Origin of the sequence: Acinetobacter sp. UBA1297 (assembly GCF_002307755.1) — a bacterium.
GTDB lineage: Bacteria > Pseudomonadota > Gammaproteobacteria > Pseudomonadales > Moraxellaceae > Acinetobacter > Acinetobacter radioresistens.
Map to the genome: position 1 here is coordinate 1 of NZ_DBUF01000011.1, position 16,016 is coordinate 16,016.

Here is a 16,016-nt window from a genome sequence, read left to right on the forward strand (position 1 = left end):
TGAGGGGGCTTTTTTTTATGCGTGGGATTTAAAAAAGAAAGGGAGGTAGCCATGGCAAGGCTGTTAGATATTGATTTATATATAATGAAATGCAAGAGCCTTAATAAGGCTTAAAAAGAATTCAAATTTTTGTATTATCGAAGTTGATATTTTTTTCTATAGATAAGCACTAACACGATTATTCGGAATAACATAATTTATATAAATAAGAGTATGCAGCTAATATTCGCTTTATCAACTTTTTTAATGCCCTAAAAAGCATCTATACTTTTCAAATATATAATTATTATCAAAACTGTTTAAGTGATTACTTAAATATAGATTAAGCTTCTTTTATAAAGCCTGCTTCAGATTTTTCTGATGTTGTTTTACTTGTTTCGCATACTTTTTTCCTTGACGGCGCATTTTCCAACTGGAGTTATAACCTGTTGGGCCTACGTTATAATAAGCAAGTGCCTTTTTCCAGCTTCCAGCTGCCTGATTGTAGTTTGCTAGAACATAGCTACCGCAATTGATATTATTATATTCTTCAAAAAGGTCACCAGGGCAACTTTGTTGCCAATATCTTGGAATAACCTGTGTCAAACCAATTGCACCAGCTGGTGAGATTGCATAATTACGATAGCTTGACTCTTGACGGATCATAGCTGCTAAAAGTAAAGGATCGATTGCATACTTATCTGCACTTTCTACAATAATAGGCGATAACCGATTGGCTGTTTCAGCTTCAACCGTATAAGCTTTTTGTATGCCCACAGCTAACTTGGCTGAACGTTTAGCAACTGAGCCTCCTCCCAAGGAGGAACAGCCACTAATAATTACAATGCTCGTAATTATAATTAAGTTTTTTATAAGAAATTTTTTTTTATTAAAAGATTGTGCATTTGAATAATTGATCAAAATCAAAATGTATAACCGACTATAGAAAAACTTATAGAAAAATATATTAGGATGCAGTATAAGGACAGTCAAGCATCCTATACTTTTTACTACATTTTTCATATATTATTAGATATTAAAAATAGCCTAAGCTAATCTGGATTTTTAAATATAAAAATATAGTGATTTAAAGGTAATAAAAAATGACTCCTGCATGTAGACTATTAAAAGTAAATAAAATTGATTTTAGTATTCATGAATATGAGCATGATCCTCATACTAAAAATTTTGGATTAGAAGCAGCACAAAAACTGGGCCTGAAAGTTAAAGAAATATTTAAAACATTATTAGTCACCGATGATAAAAATTATTATGTCGCAGTTTTACCAGTTGCCCATCAATTAAGCTTAAAGAAAATAGCTACAGCAGTAGGAGCTAAAAAACTACATATGGCAGACCCTAAAGATGCCGAACGCCTAACTGGTTATTTAGTGGGTGGGATTAGTCCCGTTGGTCAGAAAAAAAGATTAAAAACAGTTATTTCTATTAGTGCTACAGAACTTGAATGTATGTATGTAAGTGGTGGGAAAAGAGGGCTGGATATAGGGATTAAACCTAATGACCTAGCGCAGGTTTTGGGTGCTAAATTTGCTGATATTATTGATGAATAATCACATTATTTCAGCTTATTAATTTTAGGAGATATTGAAGTGTAACTCACATTGTTACTCACTTATGCAGATCATATAAAAAAGACAAAAGCCGCATTAAGCGGCTTTATGATTTGATTCTACATCAAGAATCACAGATTGAACATAAGAGTAGAACTAGAACCTTTTCCTTCCATCTTTATAAGGTTTTTTATATCTTCTTGCTCTAATTCGTGCATTTAATATTTTAAGCCCTAGATTTAATAATTTGGAGAACTCTGCACGAACAATATGTCTTTCACTTTGATGCTTGATTGCTTTTTTAAATTCTTGCATCTCATTAAAGATGGCTTGAAGCCAACTATTTTTAGATTCAGTTCGCATCATGAGGCCTCCTTTATTTTAGACTTGATTTCTCCATATGATCTCCTTAAATTTTGTATTAGTCAGCAATGCTTCAATTTCAAACAGACCCACATTGGTAAAGATGTGATCCATCTTGCAGCCAAAGACAGCCAGGGGGCGGAGTTGATATTAGTTCATTCCCCTTGCTATCCTCAAATAGCTGCTTACGTGCTGCATCATCCTGATTTTTAAGATACATACGCTTATATGAGCAATCAGTTCATTTTTGGCCATAACAGCTTGTTTGGCCTCCAGACCAGTCGCAGCTTCTACTTCTATAAGTCCGATAAGCTTTTTAGGGCTATAAGGGACAGTCGCTTTACATATCGGATAGACTTATTGGTCTATTCCATTTGTAGGGTTTTTGATGTAAATATGCTACTTCAAATTTGCAGAAAGCAAATTTTCTCCTGGTGAAGCAAATGAAAGAAAAATTAGGCGCAGTTATTTTTTATGCACTGTGCATTTTTGGAATTATCCTTGAATTGGTGGGGTTATTGAATATTGATGTAATGTTTCTAATTGTTGGGGCTGCATTTTTCATTAGTGCATTATTAATAAAATCTGAGTTCAAGCTATATGTCACTTTCTGGAAAAAAGTTGAATAGCGCTATTTAAGTTGGTAAGAATCAAAATCCGCATTGACTAAAGTTAGTGCGGTTTTTTTATAAAATGTGAGAGTGCTTAGTGCTTCTTGAATCAATGGGAGTGTAATACCTTAAAAAGAAAATCAGTCGAACCTGTATTAATTGTGAAAAATATAATTATAAAAAGATATGCACAGTACTCAACAATTCCATTGGTTGGACTATTGAGGAAATAACGATAAATAATATATGCAATAATCATCAAAATAATTGAAATTAAACTAGGCATTTTAAACTCTATTTTTTGGAAAATATAACACGGCCTGTAATTGTAAGAATAGCTAAAAGCCTCCTTTAGGGGGGGTTGAAATGAGTAAATATAGTGCACTGATAATTTTTTTTCTGCTATATCATTATTATTACTAATCTTTAAAAAACTATCTATTGATAAATGAAATCTGAAGAACTTTTTGAATTATCTCTAGAAATGATCGCTGAGTTGCAACATGAAATTATAAAAAGCGATGTATTGGATTGTGGGCCGCGCTTAGAACTTGTTGAGCAGTGTATTTATATTTCTTTTGAGTATAGAGTCGGTATGAATCGCCTTTTGTCGATGGGGTTGCCTATCCAAGCGATGGTGCTTTTAAGGGCGCAGTATGAAGCGGTAGTGAGAGCTTATTGGTTATTATTTATTGCATCTAATTATCAGATTAGTAATTTTAAAAAGTATCATCTTAAGCAGCTTAACTCTTTTGTTCATACAGGAAAACAATCCTTTACCCGAGATATAATGGGCTTTAAAGGTGAAATGTTATTAACACTAATGAGGCAGTCGAATAATCTAATTACTATTGCTGCAAAAATAATCTTAAAACATACAGTACCGGATAAGCAAAAAGTTATTCATTACCTTATTGAAAAATGTAGGCAGTGTTTTTATCTGGATGCTGATGTGGATCCAGCAGTAAGAGTGCGAGTTGAAAAATATTTCGAGTGATTAGTTTTTTAAAGAAGGACTGCTATAAGGTAACTTATTTAATAAATAAAATATTAAAAAAGCTAATAAGTTAACTTGCATGTCTTAAAGCACGATAAATAATTGTGAGTATAGTTGCGATCAGAATATATAAAATATAGTGACCAATACCATCGGAAGGATGGTTTCTAAAGTAGAAGGATAAACCTAATACAATAATAAATATTACTAACTCTTCCATATTAATAAAATCATAAGTTTAACTGAATTTTATTGCACCGATAATAAGTAGACAAGTTTAAAGAAAATTCGAAACTATCAGAAAAACTATATTTAGAAGATCACTTCCTCCGAAGGGTTTTTTTAATAGGTGAGAGTTATGAATATAGACCAGTAAAAAATTCTAACTAAAAAGAAGCCATTAAAAAGGGTATCAAGTGCAAAGTCTTTACCTAAGGTAACTGAAAAATATCTTGAATACCAAGAAAAACTGAGCGGATTCTGAATATTTTAGAAATCAAATTTGAAAATTTTTCACTTTAAATCTACCAAATACTGGCGTTTTGACTTTCATTTGAACGAACACAGTATCTTGATTAAAATAACAGGGAGACCCTTGATCGATGCCATTGAGGATGCAGTTTTAATGTTGAATTATAGCCCACCGGATTCATAGATTTTATTATGGTTAAAGTAAAAAAGGTGAATCTCAAACAGCTTGAGAGTTAAAAGCCGATTTCAGTAGGTATGTACTCTCATGAAGCTGAACTTGCTCTCATCAACTAAAAATTAAAAAGCCTTGAGAAATCAGAGCTCTTTTTTACTGAACAACTTCGTTGTGATGTACAATTTGCAACTGTGATTTTAATTCTTGGTCTTGAGTATCAGCAATCAGTTTTTGCATTTTCTCTTTGCATTCTGGATACCCACTTTTATATTTTACGAGAAAGTATGAAAATTCAGCTCGTCTATAGTACGGATCCCTCTTGTTCTCAGGCTTATCTAATTCAACTTTTGTAGCTTCAGCCGCTGTGTCGTAACACTTACTAATCACGTCGCTGCTTTTATTTTGCAAAGTAAGTAGCTGACATCTAAATGTAAGTCTTGCAAGATTGTTTGGCTTTTCGGCTAACTGTTTTTCGTTTAGAGTTGCCTTTTTTCAATTTTATGCGATACCTCAAAAGAACAAGCATCAGAAAGTGCTTGCACAACAACGCCGAATAGATTTGACTTGTCTTGGTTGTATGGAGGTAACAAATTCTTGAACTCAACAATTTCAGTCTTTGAATCTTCAATGCAGTAGTTCTCAGATTCATCGTTAACAAAGCTATCTGGGCTTGATTGCTGCTGTGACCTTGTAGCTGTTGCTGACTTAGCAGCAGAAGATACGGATCCACTGCCATTTTCCTGAACAACTAAATCTTGTGTAGTTAATAATTTCAATCACATAATAAAGAATCATTGACTCGTGCGGCAGCTTTACCAAAGATTTGCATGTGTGGATCACCAAATATAATCGTAGTAACTGTTTTATGTTTGGGGTAAGTTGCTTTATCACCAGCATATGCGATAGCAAAGCCATCAATCAGGAATATACTGTTCCAAGAAATTACCCGACCGCCACTAGTCGTGGGACAGCCAATAATAATATACGGTGTTGTCATCTTATTCCTTTTTATAGACATGAGTTGATCAAATAATAGCAGACAGAATGGAGGAATCTTTTTGAATTAAGATTCACATGCACAGCCTGAGCTAACTTGAACATTATAGTGACTTTCTTATTTTATATTTAAAAGCTGTTGAAATAGTGAGTGAGAAAAGCTTATTTCATAAATTTCACCCAAGCAAAATTGATGATTAAATGCTTTAATAGCAGGGTTGTAATAGATGTGTAACTAACGTGTTTTTGAAGCCTGATTTATATACGGTTCCTACCATTACACGGAACTATCCCGAATGGCATCATGGCCGCCAGGAATACGGACTCTGGTATATCGAGATTACTGATCCAGAAGTAGTAGCCAATTTAAAAAATATTCGTGAATCTTTTCGGGATTTGCTGCTTGAGCCTAACCAACGCCAGTTTCATATTACACTGTTTATATGCGGCTTTAAAATGAATGATTCAGTAGCACTTTATGATGATGATTTTAGTGCAGTGCAATTTCGACAACAATTACAACAGCTACAAAGACTTTCACCTCCTGTATTCAGTTTAAAAACAGGTCTATTAAATAGTTTTGAAACAGCTTTATTTATTGATATAGAAGATTCTGGAAAATGGCTTAGCCAGTTAAGACAAACTTTAAATTTAAATTGTCCAGAAATTGCTTCTTTAGAATATTATCCACATATTACATTAGGTTTATATCGTGATGCCTTTCCGGCAAAACAAGTATGGGATCGAATTGAGAAGTTTAAAGTAGATCGGTTTAATTTAAATATATCTAAATTAATATTTGGAACTTATCAGGCAAAAGTTCTGCAAGGCCCTTTATATCCTCATACTACTTTTAAGTTAGGTCATATATGTTACAGCTCATTTTAGGAGGCGCCCGTTCAGGTAAAAGCAGGCTGGCAGAAAAAATAGCTCTAGAGAGCGGGCTGAATGTTGTTTATATTGCTACTGCACAGCCACTTGATGAAGAAATGCAAGAGAGAATCTTGCACCATCAGGAATCACGGCCACGAGAATGGCAAGTAATTGAAGAGCCTTTATATCTTTCAGAAAAATTACAAGAGATTGATGCTCAAAATCAACTTATTCTGATTGACTGCCTGACTCTGTGGATGAGTAATCTGTTGTTACAGGATGCTTCAGAACTGCAGATGAGTCAATGTCAAAAGCTGTTAACTATTTTACCAAATTTGAAGTCCGAGGTTATTTTGGTCAGTAATGAAACAGGTCTTGGTGTGGTGCCGATGGGGAACATCAGCCGTAAATTTATAGATGAATCTGGACGTTTGCACCAGCAGATTGGACAAATCGCACAAAAAGTAGTGTTTTGTGTAGCTGGATTCCCCATAATACTCAAAGAGGAAAAATAATGGACTGGTGGTTAGAACCTTGTAAGCAGCCAGATACAGAAATAAAAATACTGGCTGAACTACGACAGTCGCAACTGACTAAACCGTCCGGTTCTCTTGGAGAGCTAGAGCAGGTTGCTGTCCGTTTAGCAGCCCTGCAGGGGAATGAACGTCCAGAGATTAACTACCCATGGATAACAATTTTTGCTGGTGATCATGGAGTGATGGAAGAGAATATTTCTGCTTATCCTCAAGCTGTTACCCGCCAAATGCTGCAAAATTTTATGACAGGTGGGGCATGTATCAGCGTTATTGCCAAAGAATACAATGCCAAGTTGAAAGTAATTGACTGTGGTTCAGTTGGAGAGCCTTATCATTATCCTGGCGTTGAACGTCACTGTATTGCGCCAGGAACTGCTAACTTTGCCACACAAACTGCTATGACCGAAGAGCAGTGTAAACAGGCAATGGAACTTGGTGCAAAAAGTGTAGAGGAGGCTGTGGCAGAGCAAGCTTCACTCTTTGTTGCCGGGGAAATGGGGATTGGAAATACTTGTTCTGCTTCAGCTGTAGCATGTCTATTATTGAATGAACCGGCAGAGAAATTAACAGGTATAGGGACCGGTATTCGGCAAGAGCAGTTATCTCATAAAAAGCAGGTTATTGATCAGGCTATTGAGCTACATAAAAGTTATGCAGGATCAGATGCTTTTAAAATTCTTAGTGCTGTAGGTGGTTTAGAGCTTGCAGCGATGACAGGAGCTTATATACGCTGTGCACAACTTGGCTTACCTATAATAGTTGATGGTTTTATCAGCTCAGTATCTGCATTATGTGCTGTACGTTTGAATTCAGCAGTACGGTATTGGATGCTATTTGGACATCAGTCTGCCGAGTATGGCCACCAGCGTATACTTGCTGAACTTCAAGCCCAGCCATTTTTAAAATTGAACTTGCGGTTGGGGGAAGCCAGCGGTGCTGGTGCTGCCTTAGGTATAATTAAATTAGCTTGCGCTTTACATAATCAAATGGCGACTTTTGCCGAAGCAGCAGTAATTGGTGAAAAAGTTTAGATGTTACGGCTAGACCTTTTGCGCCATGGTCAGACTGAGTTGGGACATACTTTACGTGGCTATACTGACGATGCACTTACACCTGAAGGTTGGCAGCAGATGCAGCTTGCAGTTCTAGAAAAATTACAACAACCGGTTCAGTGGCAGGCTATTTATAGCTCTACACTTATACGTTGTTCACACTTTGCCAGACAGCTCTCACAACAGCTGAAATTACCCTTAATTCTGAATTCTGACCTTAAAGAAATGAATTTTGGACAATGGGAGGGATGCAGTACTGAAGAGATTTATCAACGTGAACCTGAACTCTTAGCCAGTTTCTGGGAGAAACCTTCACTTTATACACCGCCTGAAGCCGAGCCATTACATGAATTTCAATATCGTATTCAACGGGCTTTCCAGCTTATTCATCAGCAAATGTTAGAAAATAACTGGCGACAGGTACTGGTTATTTGTCATGGAGGCGTAATTAAATTGATGAAATGTCTGGCTTCAGATCAGTCATCAGATCATCTTTTAAAAATACCGGCTGAATTAGGGCAGCTCCATACTTTGTACTTAAACCCGCATAATCCCCAATCATATGCACTGGAAGCATCTGAAAAATGATTCGTTTAATGATTGCTTTACAGTTTTTGACGGTCTTTCCAATTAAATTAAAACAGATGCCTAGTCTAAAGCAGAATGCGGAATCCTTACTGTTTTATCCACTGGTTGGGTTGATGATCGGTGGCCTGCTTTTTGCCTTGACTTTGCTTTTACAGGCCTTACCCAGTTTAGTGCTAGCCACTTTTATTCTGGTCATATGGATTTGGCTCACAGGTGGTTTACATCTGGATGGACTCGCAGATACTGCTGATGCCTGGGTTGGCGGTTTTGGTGATCCAGAACGAACTTTAAACATTATGAAAGACCCAAATTGTGGTCCAATTGGAGTGTTAAGTCTGATATTAATCAGTTTATTAAAGCTAGTGGCTTTATATTTGCTGATTGAAATGTATCAATATGATTTGATTATTTTAATCCCACTCTTGGGCCGTTTAGCGCCATTGTTTCTGTTCTTGACGACTCCATATGTGCGTAAGTCCGGTGTGGGTTCAGCTATAACTGAATATTTACCCCGCACTATAGCTTTTAGTGTATTGATTATCACTACTTTTCTTTCGTGTTATTTGAGTCTTGCCGGATCAATTGGTCTTGCAAGCGGAATCGTCACTCTGCTTTATTTAAGATTTAAATTTATTCAGCGCATCGGGGGTATTACTGGAGATACTGTAGGAGCAGCTATCGAAATAAGTGAAACTACAATTTTATTAACATGTGCATTGTCTGTATTTTATCTGCCAGCTTTGGTTTAACCTGTTAAGCGCAAAATAAGCCGAATTAGAAAGGGTCCGGCAAGCACCATAAATACGCCAGCTAAAACCATAGTCAGACTGGCTACTACACCTTCTTCACGGTGACGCATATAAGCCTTGGTAGTACCAAAACCATGTGCAGCATTGCCTAAAGCTGCGCCATGTGCAAAATGGGACTTGAGTTTTAATGCGATCAAAACTAGATCACCACACAGCATTCCCGCAACGCCTGTCATCATGGTAAATAAAATGACCAGTTCTACTGAACCGCCTACGTGTTCAGTAAGTTCCATGGCAAACGGAGTAGAAATAGAACGTGACATTAAACTATAAGTGGTAGCATTATCAAACTTGAATAATCTTGCCAGATAGAAAGCACTTAAAATACCAGCTAACATTCCCGCAAATACCCCTAAACTGATTGAAAATAAATGTTCGCGTATAATGTTACGGTATTCATAAATCGGTATGGCAAAAGCAACAGTGGCCGGGCCTAGCATCCATACCAGCCAGTGACTCTCCTGCATATAGGTTGCATAAGGAATATGAAAATAAACCATTCCAGTGACCAGTACGATTGGTACAAAAAAAGCTGGAGATAATAGTAAATAAGGAAACTGCTGATACAGTCTTTTAGCAAAGTAATAACTGACTAAGGTCAGCAATAATAGTAAATAAGCCAGAACTGTAGTACTCATGCTTTTTCTCCAGCATGATCAGTTGGCACTTGTCTTTTAGCTTTTAAATAATGTTCAAATTTAAAGCCTAGATAAATACTGTAGGCGGTAACTATCATAACGCAAATAGTACCTAATATGACGCTTACAATTAACTGCCACCCCTGATTAAGCAAGAGTGTCTTATAATTCATCACGCCAATAACACAGGGAATAAAGAACAGGACCAGTTCATTTAAAATAAAATCCGAACCTTTTTTAATCCATTCAAGTTTAAATACTCCACTTGCTAGAGCCAGCAGAGTAATTATCAGCCCGAGCACCGCTGCAGAGATCGGTAAATTTAATAACTTTTGAAGTAAGTATCCTATACCCCAAAATACAAATAACAGTCCAACCTGGATGAGTAATTTTAAGGAATAGAAAAGCCGTAACCGCGTGATAGTATCCATAATTTAAATAAAAAATAAAAGCTCTACGCTATTTTAAATACAATTTTTATATTAAATTATGAATAATATAAAAATGATTATATCTATTTGGAATAATTTATTTATGGAGTTTAAAGCTTTAAAAATTTTTGTTGAAATTGTGCGTTCTAAAGGATTTAGTCAGGCAGCTGAACGGCTTTTTCTTACTCAGCCTGCGGTAAGTAAAGCGATTGGTCAACTTGAAAGCGAATTAGGCTGCGAGCTATTCAAGAAGGGTAAAGCCGGCCGCAAACGTGACATCAGACTAACGTATCTTGGAGAGCAGATTTATCAGCATGCTTTAATTATTTTGGATGAACAGAAAAAAATAACTGATACTATTCAGCAGATCCAATCTTTACAGAAAGGTAAGCTGACTCTTGGCTTGCCGCCTTTAGGGTCTGTATTGTTCAGCTCACTTATTGCATTGTTTCATCAAAAATATCCAGAAATTGAGCTGAATTTTCTAGAAGTAGGTGCAAATGGTATAGAACAGGCAATTTTAGCTAAAACAGTTGATGTCGGTATATTGTTAGGTAAATTGAAACCGGTATTTAATTCAATTCCAGTGGTTAATTCTTCCTTATGCTTACTCTCCGTGAGCAACTCGATATGGAAGGGCAGAACTACAGTCAGTCTTGCAGAGCTTAAAACCGAAGATTTCCTTTTTTACGATGACAGTTTTAGTTTAAATAATATGATTACTGAAGCTGCACATCAGGCAGGTTTCGTACCTCATGTAATCTGTAAAAGTAGCCAGTGGGATTTTATTGCGAAGATGGTCGAGTCAGGTATGGGTGTCGCGTTATTACCTGAGCTTTATTGTAATAAGCTTGATCCTGCCAAATTTAATATATCTATTTTACAAGAGCCCTCTTTAAACTGGACTTTAAGCATGGCTTGGAACTCTACTGTGAGTATGTCAGCTGCCACTCGGGCATGGTTAAATATTATTGAGGATAACCGGCAACTGATTCATCTATAAATAGATAAGATTTAAAATGGTGAGCTGTAAAAATAGACAAAATTCAGCTTTGTGATAAGATGAACTAAATGCGTACAGATTGGCGCAGAGGTGAATCAATGTCAGCACTTACAATGATGAATATGTCCATGCATGAGGAAGCAATGATTCCTAAACTTGCAGTACAGGCATTTCGGCATGCATTTGAACAGGCATGTGCTTCTTCTGAAGTCGTTTATACAGAGCAGCATAAACTGGTTAAACACTTGCCAGATGGTGAAAAAGTCTTTCTAAAAGATACTGGACATGCATATCAGTCTATACAGCCGCAGCAGCGTCAGGTAATGAAACGTCGTAAAAAACAGGAAACGGCTATTTAAATATGCCTCAACCTAGAATCAGAATGTTTGCCGGTCCAAATGGTTCCGGTAAAAGTACGATTAAAGAATATTTATTGCCCCATTATATTGGGGCTTATTTAAATGCAGATGAGCTGGAAAAAGAGCTTAAAGAAACCTGTCGATGCAATCTCAAGAGCTATCATCAGGCTTTAAAAGCAGTAGAGCTTATTGAGTTTTTACAGACTAAAAAGCGTAAAAACGGGCCCTTACTTAGTACCTCTCCAATTATAGAGCCAGATGAAAGTATTATCTTCCAGCTAGATGAGGTGAACTCTTACCTGGCTGCACGTATTATCGACTTCATACGTTTAAAGTTTATCGAACTCAAAGTAAGCTTTACTTTTGAAACAGTCATGTCACATATCAGTAAGATCGAGTTCTTGCGTGAAGCTCAAAAACAGGGTTTTCGCACTTATCTTTATTATGTCTCAACAATTGACCCTGATATTAATATTGCCAGAGTTGAATATCGCGTAAGCCAAGGTGGGCATCCAGTGCCTGAAATTAAAATCCGTGAGCGTTACTACCGGAGTATGGATCTGCTGATGCAGGCTATAGAAGCTTCAGACCGCACCTATATTTTTGATAATTCTTCAAATGGGCAAAAAGCTGCATTTATTGCAGAAGTAGAAAATGCGGAAAAACTTCGTGTTAATCCAGAATTACTGGAAGTCCCACGGTGGTTTGCAGAAAAAGTTTTAAGTGAATTTGAATAATAATATTATTTATATATAGAATTGCTCAGTTTCTTTCAAGCTTAGCCTGCTTATTAATAAAGCTAATCTAAGAAAATAGCTATGACAACTTTTTTGATTTCGATACTAAATTATATAAATTCTAGCTAATACTTGAACAGCTAGAATTATTTTGATATCTAAATAGCCTAAGTTGTTTTAAGCTTTCTCTAGTTTTAACAACTCTACTAATTTTACAGCAGCTTCTTCAGAACTACCCGGATTTTGTCCAGTAATGAGTTGCCCCTCAACCAGCACAAAAGATTGCCAGTCTGGACCTTTTTCATATAACGCACCCTGAGCTTTAAACTCATCTTCTATAAGGAAGGGTACGACCTCAGTTAAGCCTATAGCATCTTCTTCACTATTTGAAAATCCCGTCACTTTTTTACCTTTTACAAAGCTTTGACCATTTGAAGTCAAATTTTTAAGCACAGCTGGAGCATGACAGACTAAAGCCATTGGTTTTTGTGCCTGATCAAAATACTGCAGAATATTTAAGGAATTCTGATCATTGCTCAGGTCCCAGAGTGGGCCATGACCACCTGGATAAAAGACTGCATCAAACTGGTCAGGTTGTACTTCCGCCAGAATATGTGTATTTGCCAGAGCCTGTTGTGCTTCCTGATCTGCTTTAAAACGCTGAGTGGCTTCAGTTTGTGCATCTGGCTCATCACTTTTTGGGTCTAAAGGAGGTTGACCGCCTGCTGGTGAAGCGAGCGTAATGTCTGCTCCAGCATCTTTAAAGACATAATAAGGAGCTGCAAATTCTTCTAACCAGAAACCAGTTTTTTTACCTGTATTACCTAAAGCACTATGAGATGTCAAAACCATAAGAATTTTCATAAATTTATCCTGAGTAAACGCTAGTATTAATTTAAATAGAAAGTTCAGAATTAGCTTGTAAGTGAAAGAGTTAATGTTCAAGTAAGCTTATGCATCTTTTCACATTAAAAGTGTAAGTCAGGTGAATTAATATTTTTATTGTTTTTGCTAAAGAACACTAAACTTTATAAAAATAAAATAATCAATCTAGATGAGTTTATAAAAAGTTTAAAATTTTCATTTTAGACCTCTTGATCAAAAAATATCTGATCAGCCCTCTGCATTTGATCCTGCTTTTCTTGTTACTTCTGCACTCATAGCTTATTTTTTATTCATAGCTGGGAAATTACTGGTTAACTAATTATAGTGAATTTTATAGGTTTTCTAAATGAATAAACAATCTATTACTTTTGATTATTCTCATATACCCAGCTGAACACTGGGCTAAGCTTTTTTCTAGAAATGTTTACTGTATAGGTTTAAAGATATTCATTTTATGAAGTGTTGGGTTATTTCATGCATTTCCATATGAGTTGCTAGACTTATAGAAACACTTTCAATGGCTGGTGATTTTGAGTTGGATAATTATAGGAGCCGGTATTCTTAGCTTGGACTATTTAATAATTAAATAAAGATAATTATTTAGAATAATAAATAATATCTCACCATTGGTCATTTTAACTTCATGTAGAGGATAAGCATTTCAATTTCGAAACGATGTGTTTTATTTACTCTCGTTTAATCCAGCCAAGAATATAATTAAAATTCAATAAAACAGGCTATAGACAGAAAAAATGCTTCTCTGTCTATTTTTTATAACAGCTTAAAATAACTTCAGGAATATTTATGACGAATTCGTCACTTTATTATACCCGTACAGCTCAAATCCTGCATTGGGTGATGGCATTTATTTTTCTTACAGCTTGGCTTATAGGTTTTTATAGTGGAAATTTTTTAACTTATGAAATTAATGGAAGTTTTAAGGGTGATATTATTACTCTTCATAAAAATATAGCGACCATACTTATTTTTCTTTTAGTAATCCGTATATTATGGCGCTATACGCATCCCGTACCTGAGCTTCCAGCAAGTATGTCTCCCATGATGAAAAAAGCGGCTCATGCTGGACATTTAGGTTTATATCTTGTCTTGATTGCTTTGCCTGTTACAGGCTGTTTATTTAGCTGGTCCGCTGGATATCCTGCTCCTGTATTGTATTTATTCAATTTACCGACGCTTATTCAGCCAAATCAGGAGGTACTTGCAATAGTAAAGCCTTTACATATCTATTTATCTTGGGGAGCAGGTTTATTAGTCGCCGGGCACATACTTGCAGCTTTAAAACATCATTTTATTGATAAAGATCATATTCTGAAAAGTATGATAGGCCATTGAAGTCTTGAAATGAGTTATATCTAAGCTAACAGGCTAAATCTAATAAGCTTTTTTAATATTAAATATATATTTAAATGATTTAGAAGGTAAATAGATTCAAATCTGTTATTTATTTTTAGGTATATAAATAAAACATCATCTATCTTATTATAGAAATGTCTGTTAAATAGGCAAATCTTGTGTAATCAGCGCAATTGAATACACGCCCGCTCAAATGAGCGGGTTTTTAATTTTAAAGATCAAATTTTATCAGGCCACTAAATTAATTTAAAGTTTTCCATAAAAAGTGTATAATGATTAGTTACTAATCATAAAAATTAATAGTGAAAGCACTGTGCCAAAATAGTTATTTTTATTAGGTCAAGTAGAGCTTCTGCTAACAGAAATTAAAAGCACAATTTGATACCGAATTTGTAAACCAAGCTGAAAATGTCGATTTTTTTGAGAAAAAGTGGTTATATTAGAGTCTTATTACCTTTATTAATTGAATGATTGTAGTAACCAAGCTGCCTGTAGTTTTAAAATTTATCCAGACTATAGAAAGTAAATAAAAGAAAAAAGTAAAAAACTGGCTAAACGCTGGTTTACATCTTATGAACTTATAACTTGGTTGCCATTACACATTGCAATTAATACTTATTGTTTAGATAAGCAGTGAATAGAGGAAGGGAGATAACTGAACCCTGCCATTTTTCTTTTATAGATGATAGAAAATAGGATAAGTAAATATCAATCAGAATGACATTGTTCTATTCGCATCCCTTGTGCGCCGTATTTAAATAAAATAGTTTTTAGTAAATCAAGCATATGATTTTATTTAATTTAAAAAAAGAATTAATCTTATTTTTTTGCACGAGCACAGCTTATAACTCAGAACGAGAAAACTGCAGAGAATCTAAAAGCTGGTTGGTAATTTTAAATTAAGCATTAAACATAAATTAAAGAGCTACAAAGTATAAAGATTAAAAATCTGATATAGCTGGTTAAACAGGGCTCTGTAAGTATGCCCTTGCAGATGCTTTAATTTAAATAAGCCCTCTAGAGGGCTTATTTACCTAAAAAATAATAAATGAAGAGCTAAAATAGCTGCTACATATTTGGGTAGTTAGGACCACCACCACCTTCCGGTGTTACCCATGTGATGTTTTGTGAAGGGTCCTTGATGTCACAGGTCTTGCAGTGCACACAGTTCGCTGCATTGATCTGGAACCGTGGTCCAGTCTCTTCCTGAACAATCTCATAAACCCCGGCCGGACAGTAACGCTGTGCCGGCTCGTCATATTTCGGCAGGTTGACCTCAACCGGAATAGACGCATCAGCCAGCTTGAGGTGAGACGGCTGGTTTTCCTCATGTACCGTGTTGGATACAAAGACGGAAGACAGACGGTCAAAGGTCAGCTTGCCATCCGGTTTCGGATAGTTCGGCTTGAAGCTTTCTGCCTCTACAGTTTGCAGGGCCTTGAAGTCGGGCAGCAGATCATGCAGGGTAAACGGAACCTTAAACACATTCTGGTCAATAAAGTTAAAGGCACCGCCAATCCACTGGCCAAACTTGTGCATGGCCGGGCCAAAGTTACGGGAGCTGTACA

General features: G+C 35.9%; 20 protein-coding genes. 12 read left to right on the forward strand and 8 right to left on the reverse strand.

The window, feature by feature from the left end; all coding sequences use genetic code 11:
- Positions 1-333: 333 nt before the first annotated feature.
- A complete protein-coding gene (locus B3R63_RS04955) occupies positions 334-906 on the reverse strand; it encodes a lytic transglycosylase domain-containing protein (RefSeq protein WP_227505672.1) in 573 nt (190 codons plus the stop codon).
- A gap of 176 nt (positions 907-1,082) precedes the next feature.
- On the opposite strand from B3R63_RS04955, the gene ybaK reads away from it, so the two are divergent.
- Positions 1,083-1,550: a Cys-tRNA(Pro) deacylase gene (gene ybaK, locus B3R63_RS04960; RefSeq protein WP_286728901.1), complete on the forward strand. Its 468-nt coding sequence runs from the start codon at positions 1,083-1,085 to the stop codon at positions 1,548-1,550.
- A 156-nt stretch (positions 1,551-1,706) separates the two neighbouring features.
- Here ybaK and B3R63_RS04965 read toward each other — a convergent pair whose 3' ends face one another.
- On the reverse strand, positions 1,707-1,916 hold the full coding sequence (locus tag B3R63_RS04965) for a hypothetical protein (RefSeq protein ID WP_286728902.1): 210 nt from the start codon (positions 1,914-1,916) through the stop codon (positions 1,707-1,709).
- Between the two features lie 440 nt (positions 1,917-2,356).
- On the opposite strand from B3R63_RS04965, the gene B3R63_RS04970 reads away from it, so the two are divergent.
- Together B3R63_RS04970 and B3R63_RS04975 are read left to right on the forward strand one after the other, a co-directional pair.
- Positions 2,357-2,542 carry a hypothetical protein gene (locus B3R63_RS04970; RefSeq protein WP_286728903.1) on the forward strand — a complete coding sequence of 62 codons (186 nt, stop codon included), beginning with the start codon at positions 2,357-2,359 and terminating at the stop codon, positions 2,540-2,542.
- Between the two features lie 430 nt (positions 2,543-2,972).
- Positions 2,973-3,521, forward strand: a complete 549-nt coding sequence (locus B3R63_RS04975) for a DUF6988 family protein (RefSeq protein ID WP_228198508.1) — start codon at positions 2,973-2,975, stop codon at positions 3,519-3,521.
- Between the two features lie 1,122 nt (positions 3,522-4,643).
- On the opposite strand, the gene B3R63_RS04980 is transcribed toward B3R63_RS04975, so the two are convergent.
- Both B3R63_RS04980 and B3R63_RS04985 read right to left on the reverse strand, forming a co-directional pair.
- The gene (locus tag B3R63_RS04980) at positions 4,644-4,943 is read right to left on the reverse strand and encodes a hypothetical protein (RefSeq protein ID WP_010700372.1); all 300 of its coding nucleotides are present in this window, start codon (positions 4,941-4,943) and stop codon (positions 4,644-4,646) included.
- Positions 4,940-5,164 (reverse strand): PAAR domain-containing protein, encoded by a 225-nt coding sequence (locus B3R63_RS04985; RefSeq protein WP_286728906.1) that lies wholly within the window; start codon positions 5,162-5,164, stop codon positions 4,940-4,942. The genes B3R63_RS04980 and B3R63_RS04985 overlap by 4 nt, the downstream gene beginning before the upstream one ends.
- A gap of 239 nt (positions 5,165-5,403) precedes the next feature.
- Between B3R63_RS04985 and B3R63_RS04990 the strand changes: the two genes are divergently transcribed.
- Genes B3R63_RS04990 through B3R63_RS05010 form a run of 5 tightly spaced genes read left to right on the forward strand, consistent with a single transcriptional unit; the run spans position 5,404 to position 8,961 of the window.
- On the forward strand, positions 5,404-6,051 hold the full coding sequence (locus tag B3R63_RS04990) for a 2'-5' RNA ligase family protein (RefSeq protein ID WP_286728908.1): 648 nt from the start codon (positions 5,404-5,406) through the stop codon (positions 6,049-6,051).
- Positions 6,033-6,551: a bifunctional adenosylcobinamide kinase/adenosylcobinamide-phosphate guanylyltransferase gene (gene cobU / locus B3R63_RS04995; protein WP_286728910.1), complete on the forward strand. Its 519-nt coding sequence runs from the start codon at positions 6,033-6,035 to the stop codon at positions 6,549-6,551. The genes B3R63_RS04990 and cobU overlap by 19 nt, the downstream gene beginning before the upstream one ends.
- The gene (cobT, locus tag B3R63_RS05000; protein WP_286728912.1) at positions 6,551-7,603 is read left to right on the forward strand and encodes a nicotinate-nucleotide--dimethylbenzimidazole phosphoribosyltransferase; all 1,053 of its coding nucleotides are present in this window, start codon (positions 6,551-6,553) and stop codon (positions 7,601-7,603) included. The genes cobU and cobT overlap by 1 nt, the downstream gene beginning before the upstream one ends.
- Positions 7,604-8,212 (forward strand): histidine phosphatase family protein, encoded by a 609-nt coding sequence (locus tag B3R63_RS05005; RefSeq protein WP_286728914.1) that lies wholly within the window; start codon positions 7,604-7,606, stop codon positions 8,210-8,212.
- Positions 8,209-8,961, forward strand: coding sequence for an adenosylcobinamide-GDP ribazoletransferase (locus tag B3R63_RS05010; protein WP_286728915.1), 753 nt, complete (start codon positions 8,209-8,211; stop codon positions 8,959-8,961). The genes B3R63_RS05005 and B3R63_RS05010 overlap by 4 nt, the downstream gene beginning before the upstream one ends.
- On the opposite strand, the gene B3R63_RS05015 is transcribed toward B3R63_RS05010, so the two are convergent.
- Positions 8,958-9,659, reverse strand: a complete 702-nt coding sequence (locus B3R63_RS05015) for an LrgB family protein (protein WP_286728917.1) — start codon at positions 9,657-9,659, stop codon at positions 8,958-8,960. The two genes, B3R63_RS05010 and B3R63_RS05015, sit on opposite strands and share 4 nt — an antisense overlap.
- Positions 9,656-10,090 carry a CidA/LrgA family protein gene (locus B3R63_RS05020; RefSeq protein ID WP_286728918.1) on the reverse strand — a complete coding sequence of 145 codons (435 nt, stop codon included), beginning with the start codon at positions 10,088-10,090 and terminating at the stop codon, positions 9,656-9,658. Before B3R63_RS05020 ends, B3R63_RS05015 begins: the two co-directional genes overlap by 4 nt.
- 103 nt (positions 10,091-10,193) lie before the next feature.
- Between B3R63_RS05020 and B3R63_RS05025 the strand changes: the two genes are divergently transcribed.
- The 3 genes from B3R63_RS05025 to B3R63_RS05035 all read left to right on the forward strand — a co-directional run bounded on the left by B3R63_RS05025 (position 10,194) and on the right by B3R63_RS05035 (position 12,189).
- Positions 10,194-11,093 carry a LysR family transcriptional regulator gene (locus B3R63_RS05025; RefSeq protein ID WP_286728920.1) on the forward strand — a complete coding sequence of 300 codons (900 nt, stop codon included), beginning with the start codon at positions 10,194-10,196 and terminating at the stop codon, positions 11,091-11,093.
- A 98-nt stretch (positions 11,094-11,191) separates the two neighbouring features.
- Positions 11,192-11,452, forward strand: coding sequence for a hypothetical protein (locus tag B3R63_RS05030; protein WP_111281310.1), 261 nt, complete (start codon positions 11,192-11,194; stop codon positions 11,450-11,452).
- Between the two features lie 2 nt (positions 11,453-11,454).
- Positions 11,455-12,189, forward strand: a complete 735-nt coding sequence (locus B3R63_RS05035) for a zeta toxin family protein (protein ID WP_286728921.1) — start codon at positions 11,455-11,457, stop codon at positions 12,187-12,189.
- Positions 12,190-12,366: 177 nt separating this feature from the next.
- Here B3R63_RS05035 and B3R63_RS05040 read toward each other — a convergent pair whose 3' ends face one another.
- On the reverse strand, positions 12,367-13,053 hold the full coding sequence (locus B3R63_RS05040) for a type 1 glutamine amidotransferase domain-containing protein (protein WP_286728923.1): 687 nt from the start codon (positions 13,051-13,053) through the stop codon (positions 12,367-12,369).
- A gap of 825 nt (positions 13,054-13,878) precedes the next feature.
- On the opposite strand from B3R63_RS05040, the gene B3R63_RS05045 reads away from it, so the two are divergent.
- Positions 13,879-14,427 (forward strand): cytochrome b, encoded by a 549-nt coding sequence (locus B3R63_RS05045; protein ID WP_286728925.1) that lies wholly within the window; start codon positions 13,879-13,881, stop codon positions 14,425-14,427.
- 1,089 nt (positions 14,428-15,516) lie between these two features.
- On the opposite strand, the gene B3R63_RS05050 is transcribed toward B3R63_RS05045, so the two are convergent.
- The coding region (locus B3R63_RS05050; protein WP_286728926.1) for a 4Fe-4S dicluster domain-containing protein at positions 15,517-16,016 on the reverse strand (500 nt) is incomplete at its 5' end.

Excerpts from the sequence above, each read along its gene's own strand:
- B3R63_RS05025 (WP_286728920.1), top strand. The coding sequence starts at position 10,194 with ATGGAGTTTAAAGCTTTAAAAATTTTTGTTGAAATTGTGCGTTCTAAA.
- B3R63_RS05010 (WP_286728915.1), top strand. The coding sequence starts at position 8,209 with ATGATTCGTTTAATGATTGCTTTACAGTTTTTGACGGTCTTTCCAATT.
- B3R63_RS04965 (WP_286728902.1), bottom strand. The coding sequence starts at position 1,916 with ATGATGCGAACTGAATCTAAAAATAGTTGGCTTCAAGCCATCTTTAAT.
- B3R63_RS04975 (WP_228198508.1), top strand. The coding sequence starts at position 2,973 with ATGAAATCTGAAGAACTTTTTGAATTATCTCTAGAAATGATCGCTGAG.
- B3R63_RS05020 (WP_286728918.1), bottom strand. The coding sequence starts at position 10,090 with ATGGATACTATCACGCGGTTACGGCTTTTCTATTCCTTAAAATTACTC.
- B3R63_RS05040 (WP_286728923.1), bottom strand. The coding sequence starts at position 13,053 with ATGAAAATTCTTATGGTTTTGACATCTCATAGTGCTTTAGGTAATACA.
- B3R63_RS05005 (WP_286728914.1), top strand. The coding sequence starts at position 7,604 with ATGTTACGGCTAGACCTTTTGCGCCATGGTCAGACTGAGTTGGGACAT.
- cobT (WP_286728912.1), top strand. The coding sequence starts at position 6,551 with ATGGACTGGTGGTTAGAACCTTGTAAGCAGCCAGATACAGAAATAAAA.
- B3R63_RS05045 (WP_286728925.1), top strand. The coding sequence starts at position 13,879 with ATGACGAATTCGTCACTTTATTATACCCGTACAGCTCAAATCCTGCAT.
- B3R63_RS04985 (WP_286728906.1), bottom strand. The coding sequence starts at position 5,164 with ATGACAACACCGTATATTATTATTGGCTGTCCCACGACTAGTGGCGGT.
- ybaK (WP_286728901.1), top strand. The coding sequence starts at position 1,083 with ATGACTCCTGCATGTAGACTATTAAAAGTAAATAAAATTGATTTTAGT.
- B3R63_RS05030 (WP_111281310.1), top strand. The coding sequence starts at position 11,192 with ATGTCAGCACTTACAATGATGAATATGTCCATGCATGAGGAAGCAATG.
- B3R63_RS04970 (WP_286728903.1), top strand. The coding sequence starts at position 2,357 with ATGAAAGAAAAATTAGGCGCAGTTATTTTTTATGCACTGTGCATTTTT.
- cobU (WP_286728910.1), top strand. The coding sequence starts at position 6,033 with ATGTTACAGCTCATTTTAGGAGGCGCCCGTTCAGGTAAAAGCAGGCTG.
- B3R63_RS05015 (WP_286728917.1), bottom strand. The coding sequence starts at position 9,659 with ATGAGTACTACAGTTCTGGCTTATTTACTATTATTGCTGACCTTAGTC.
- B3R63_RS05035 (WP_286728921.1), top strand. The coding sequence starts at position 11,455 with ATGCCTCAACCTAGAATCAGAATGTTTGCCGGTCCAAATGGTTCCGGT.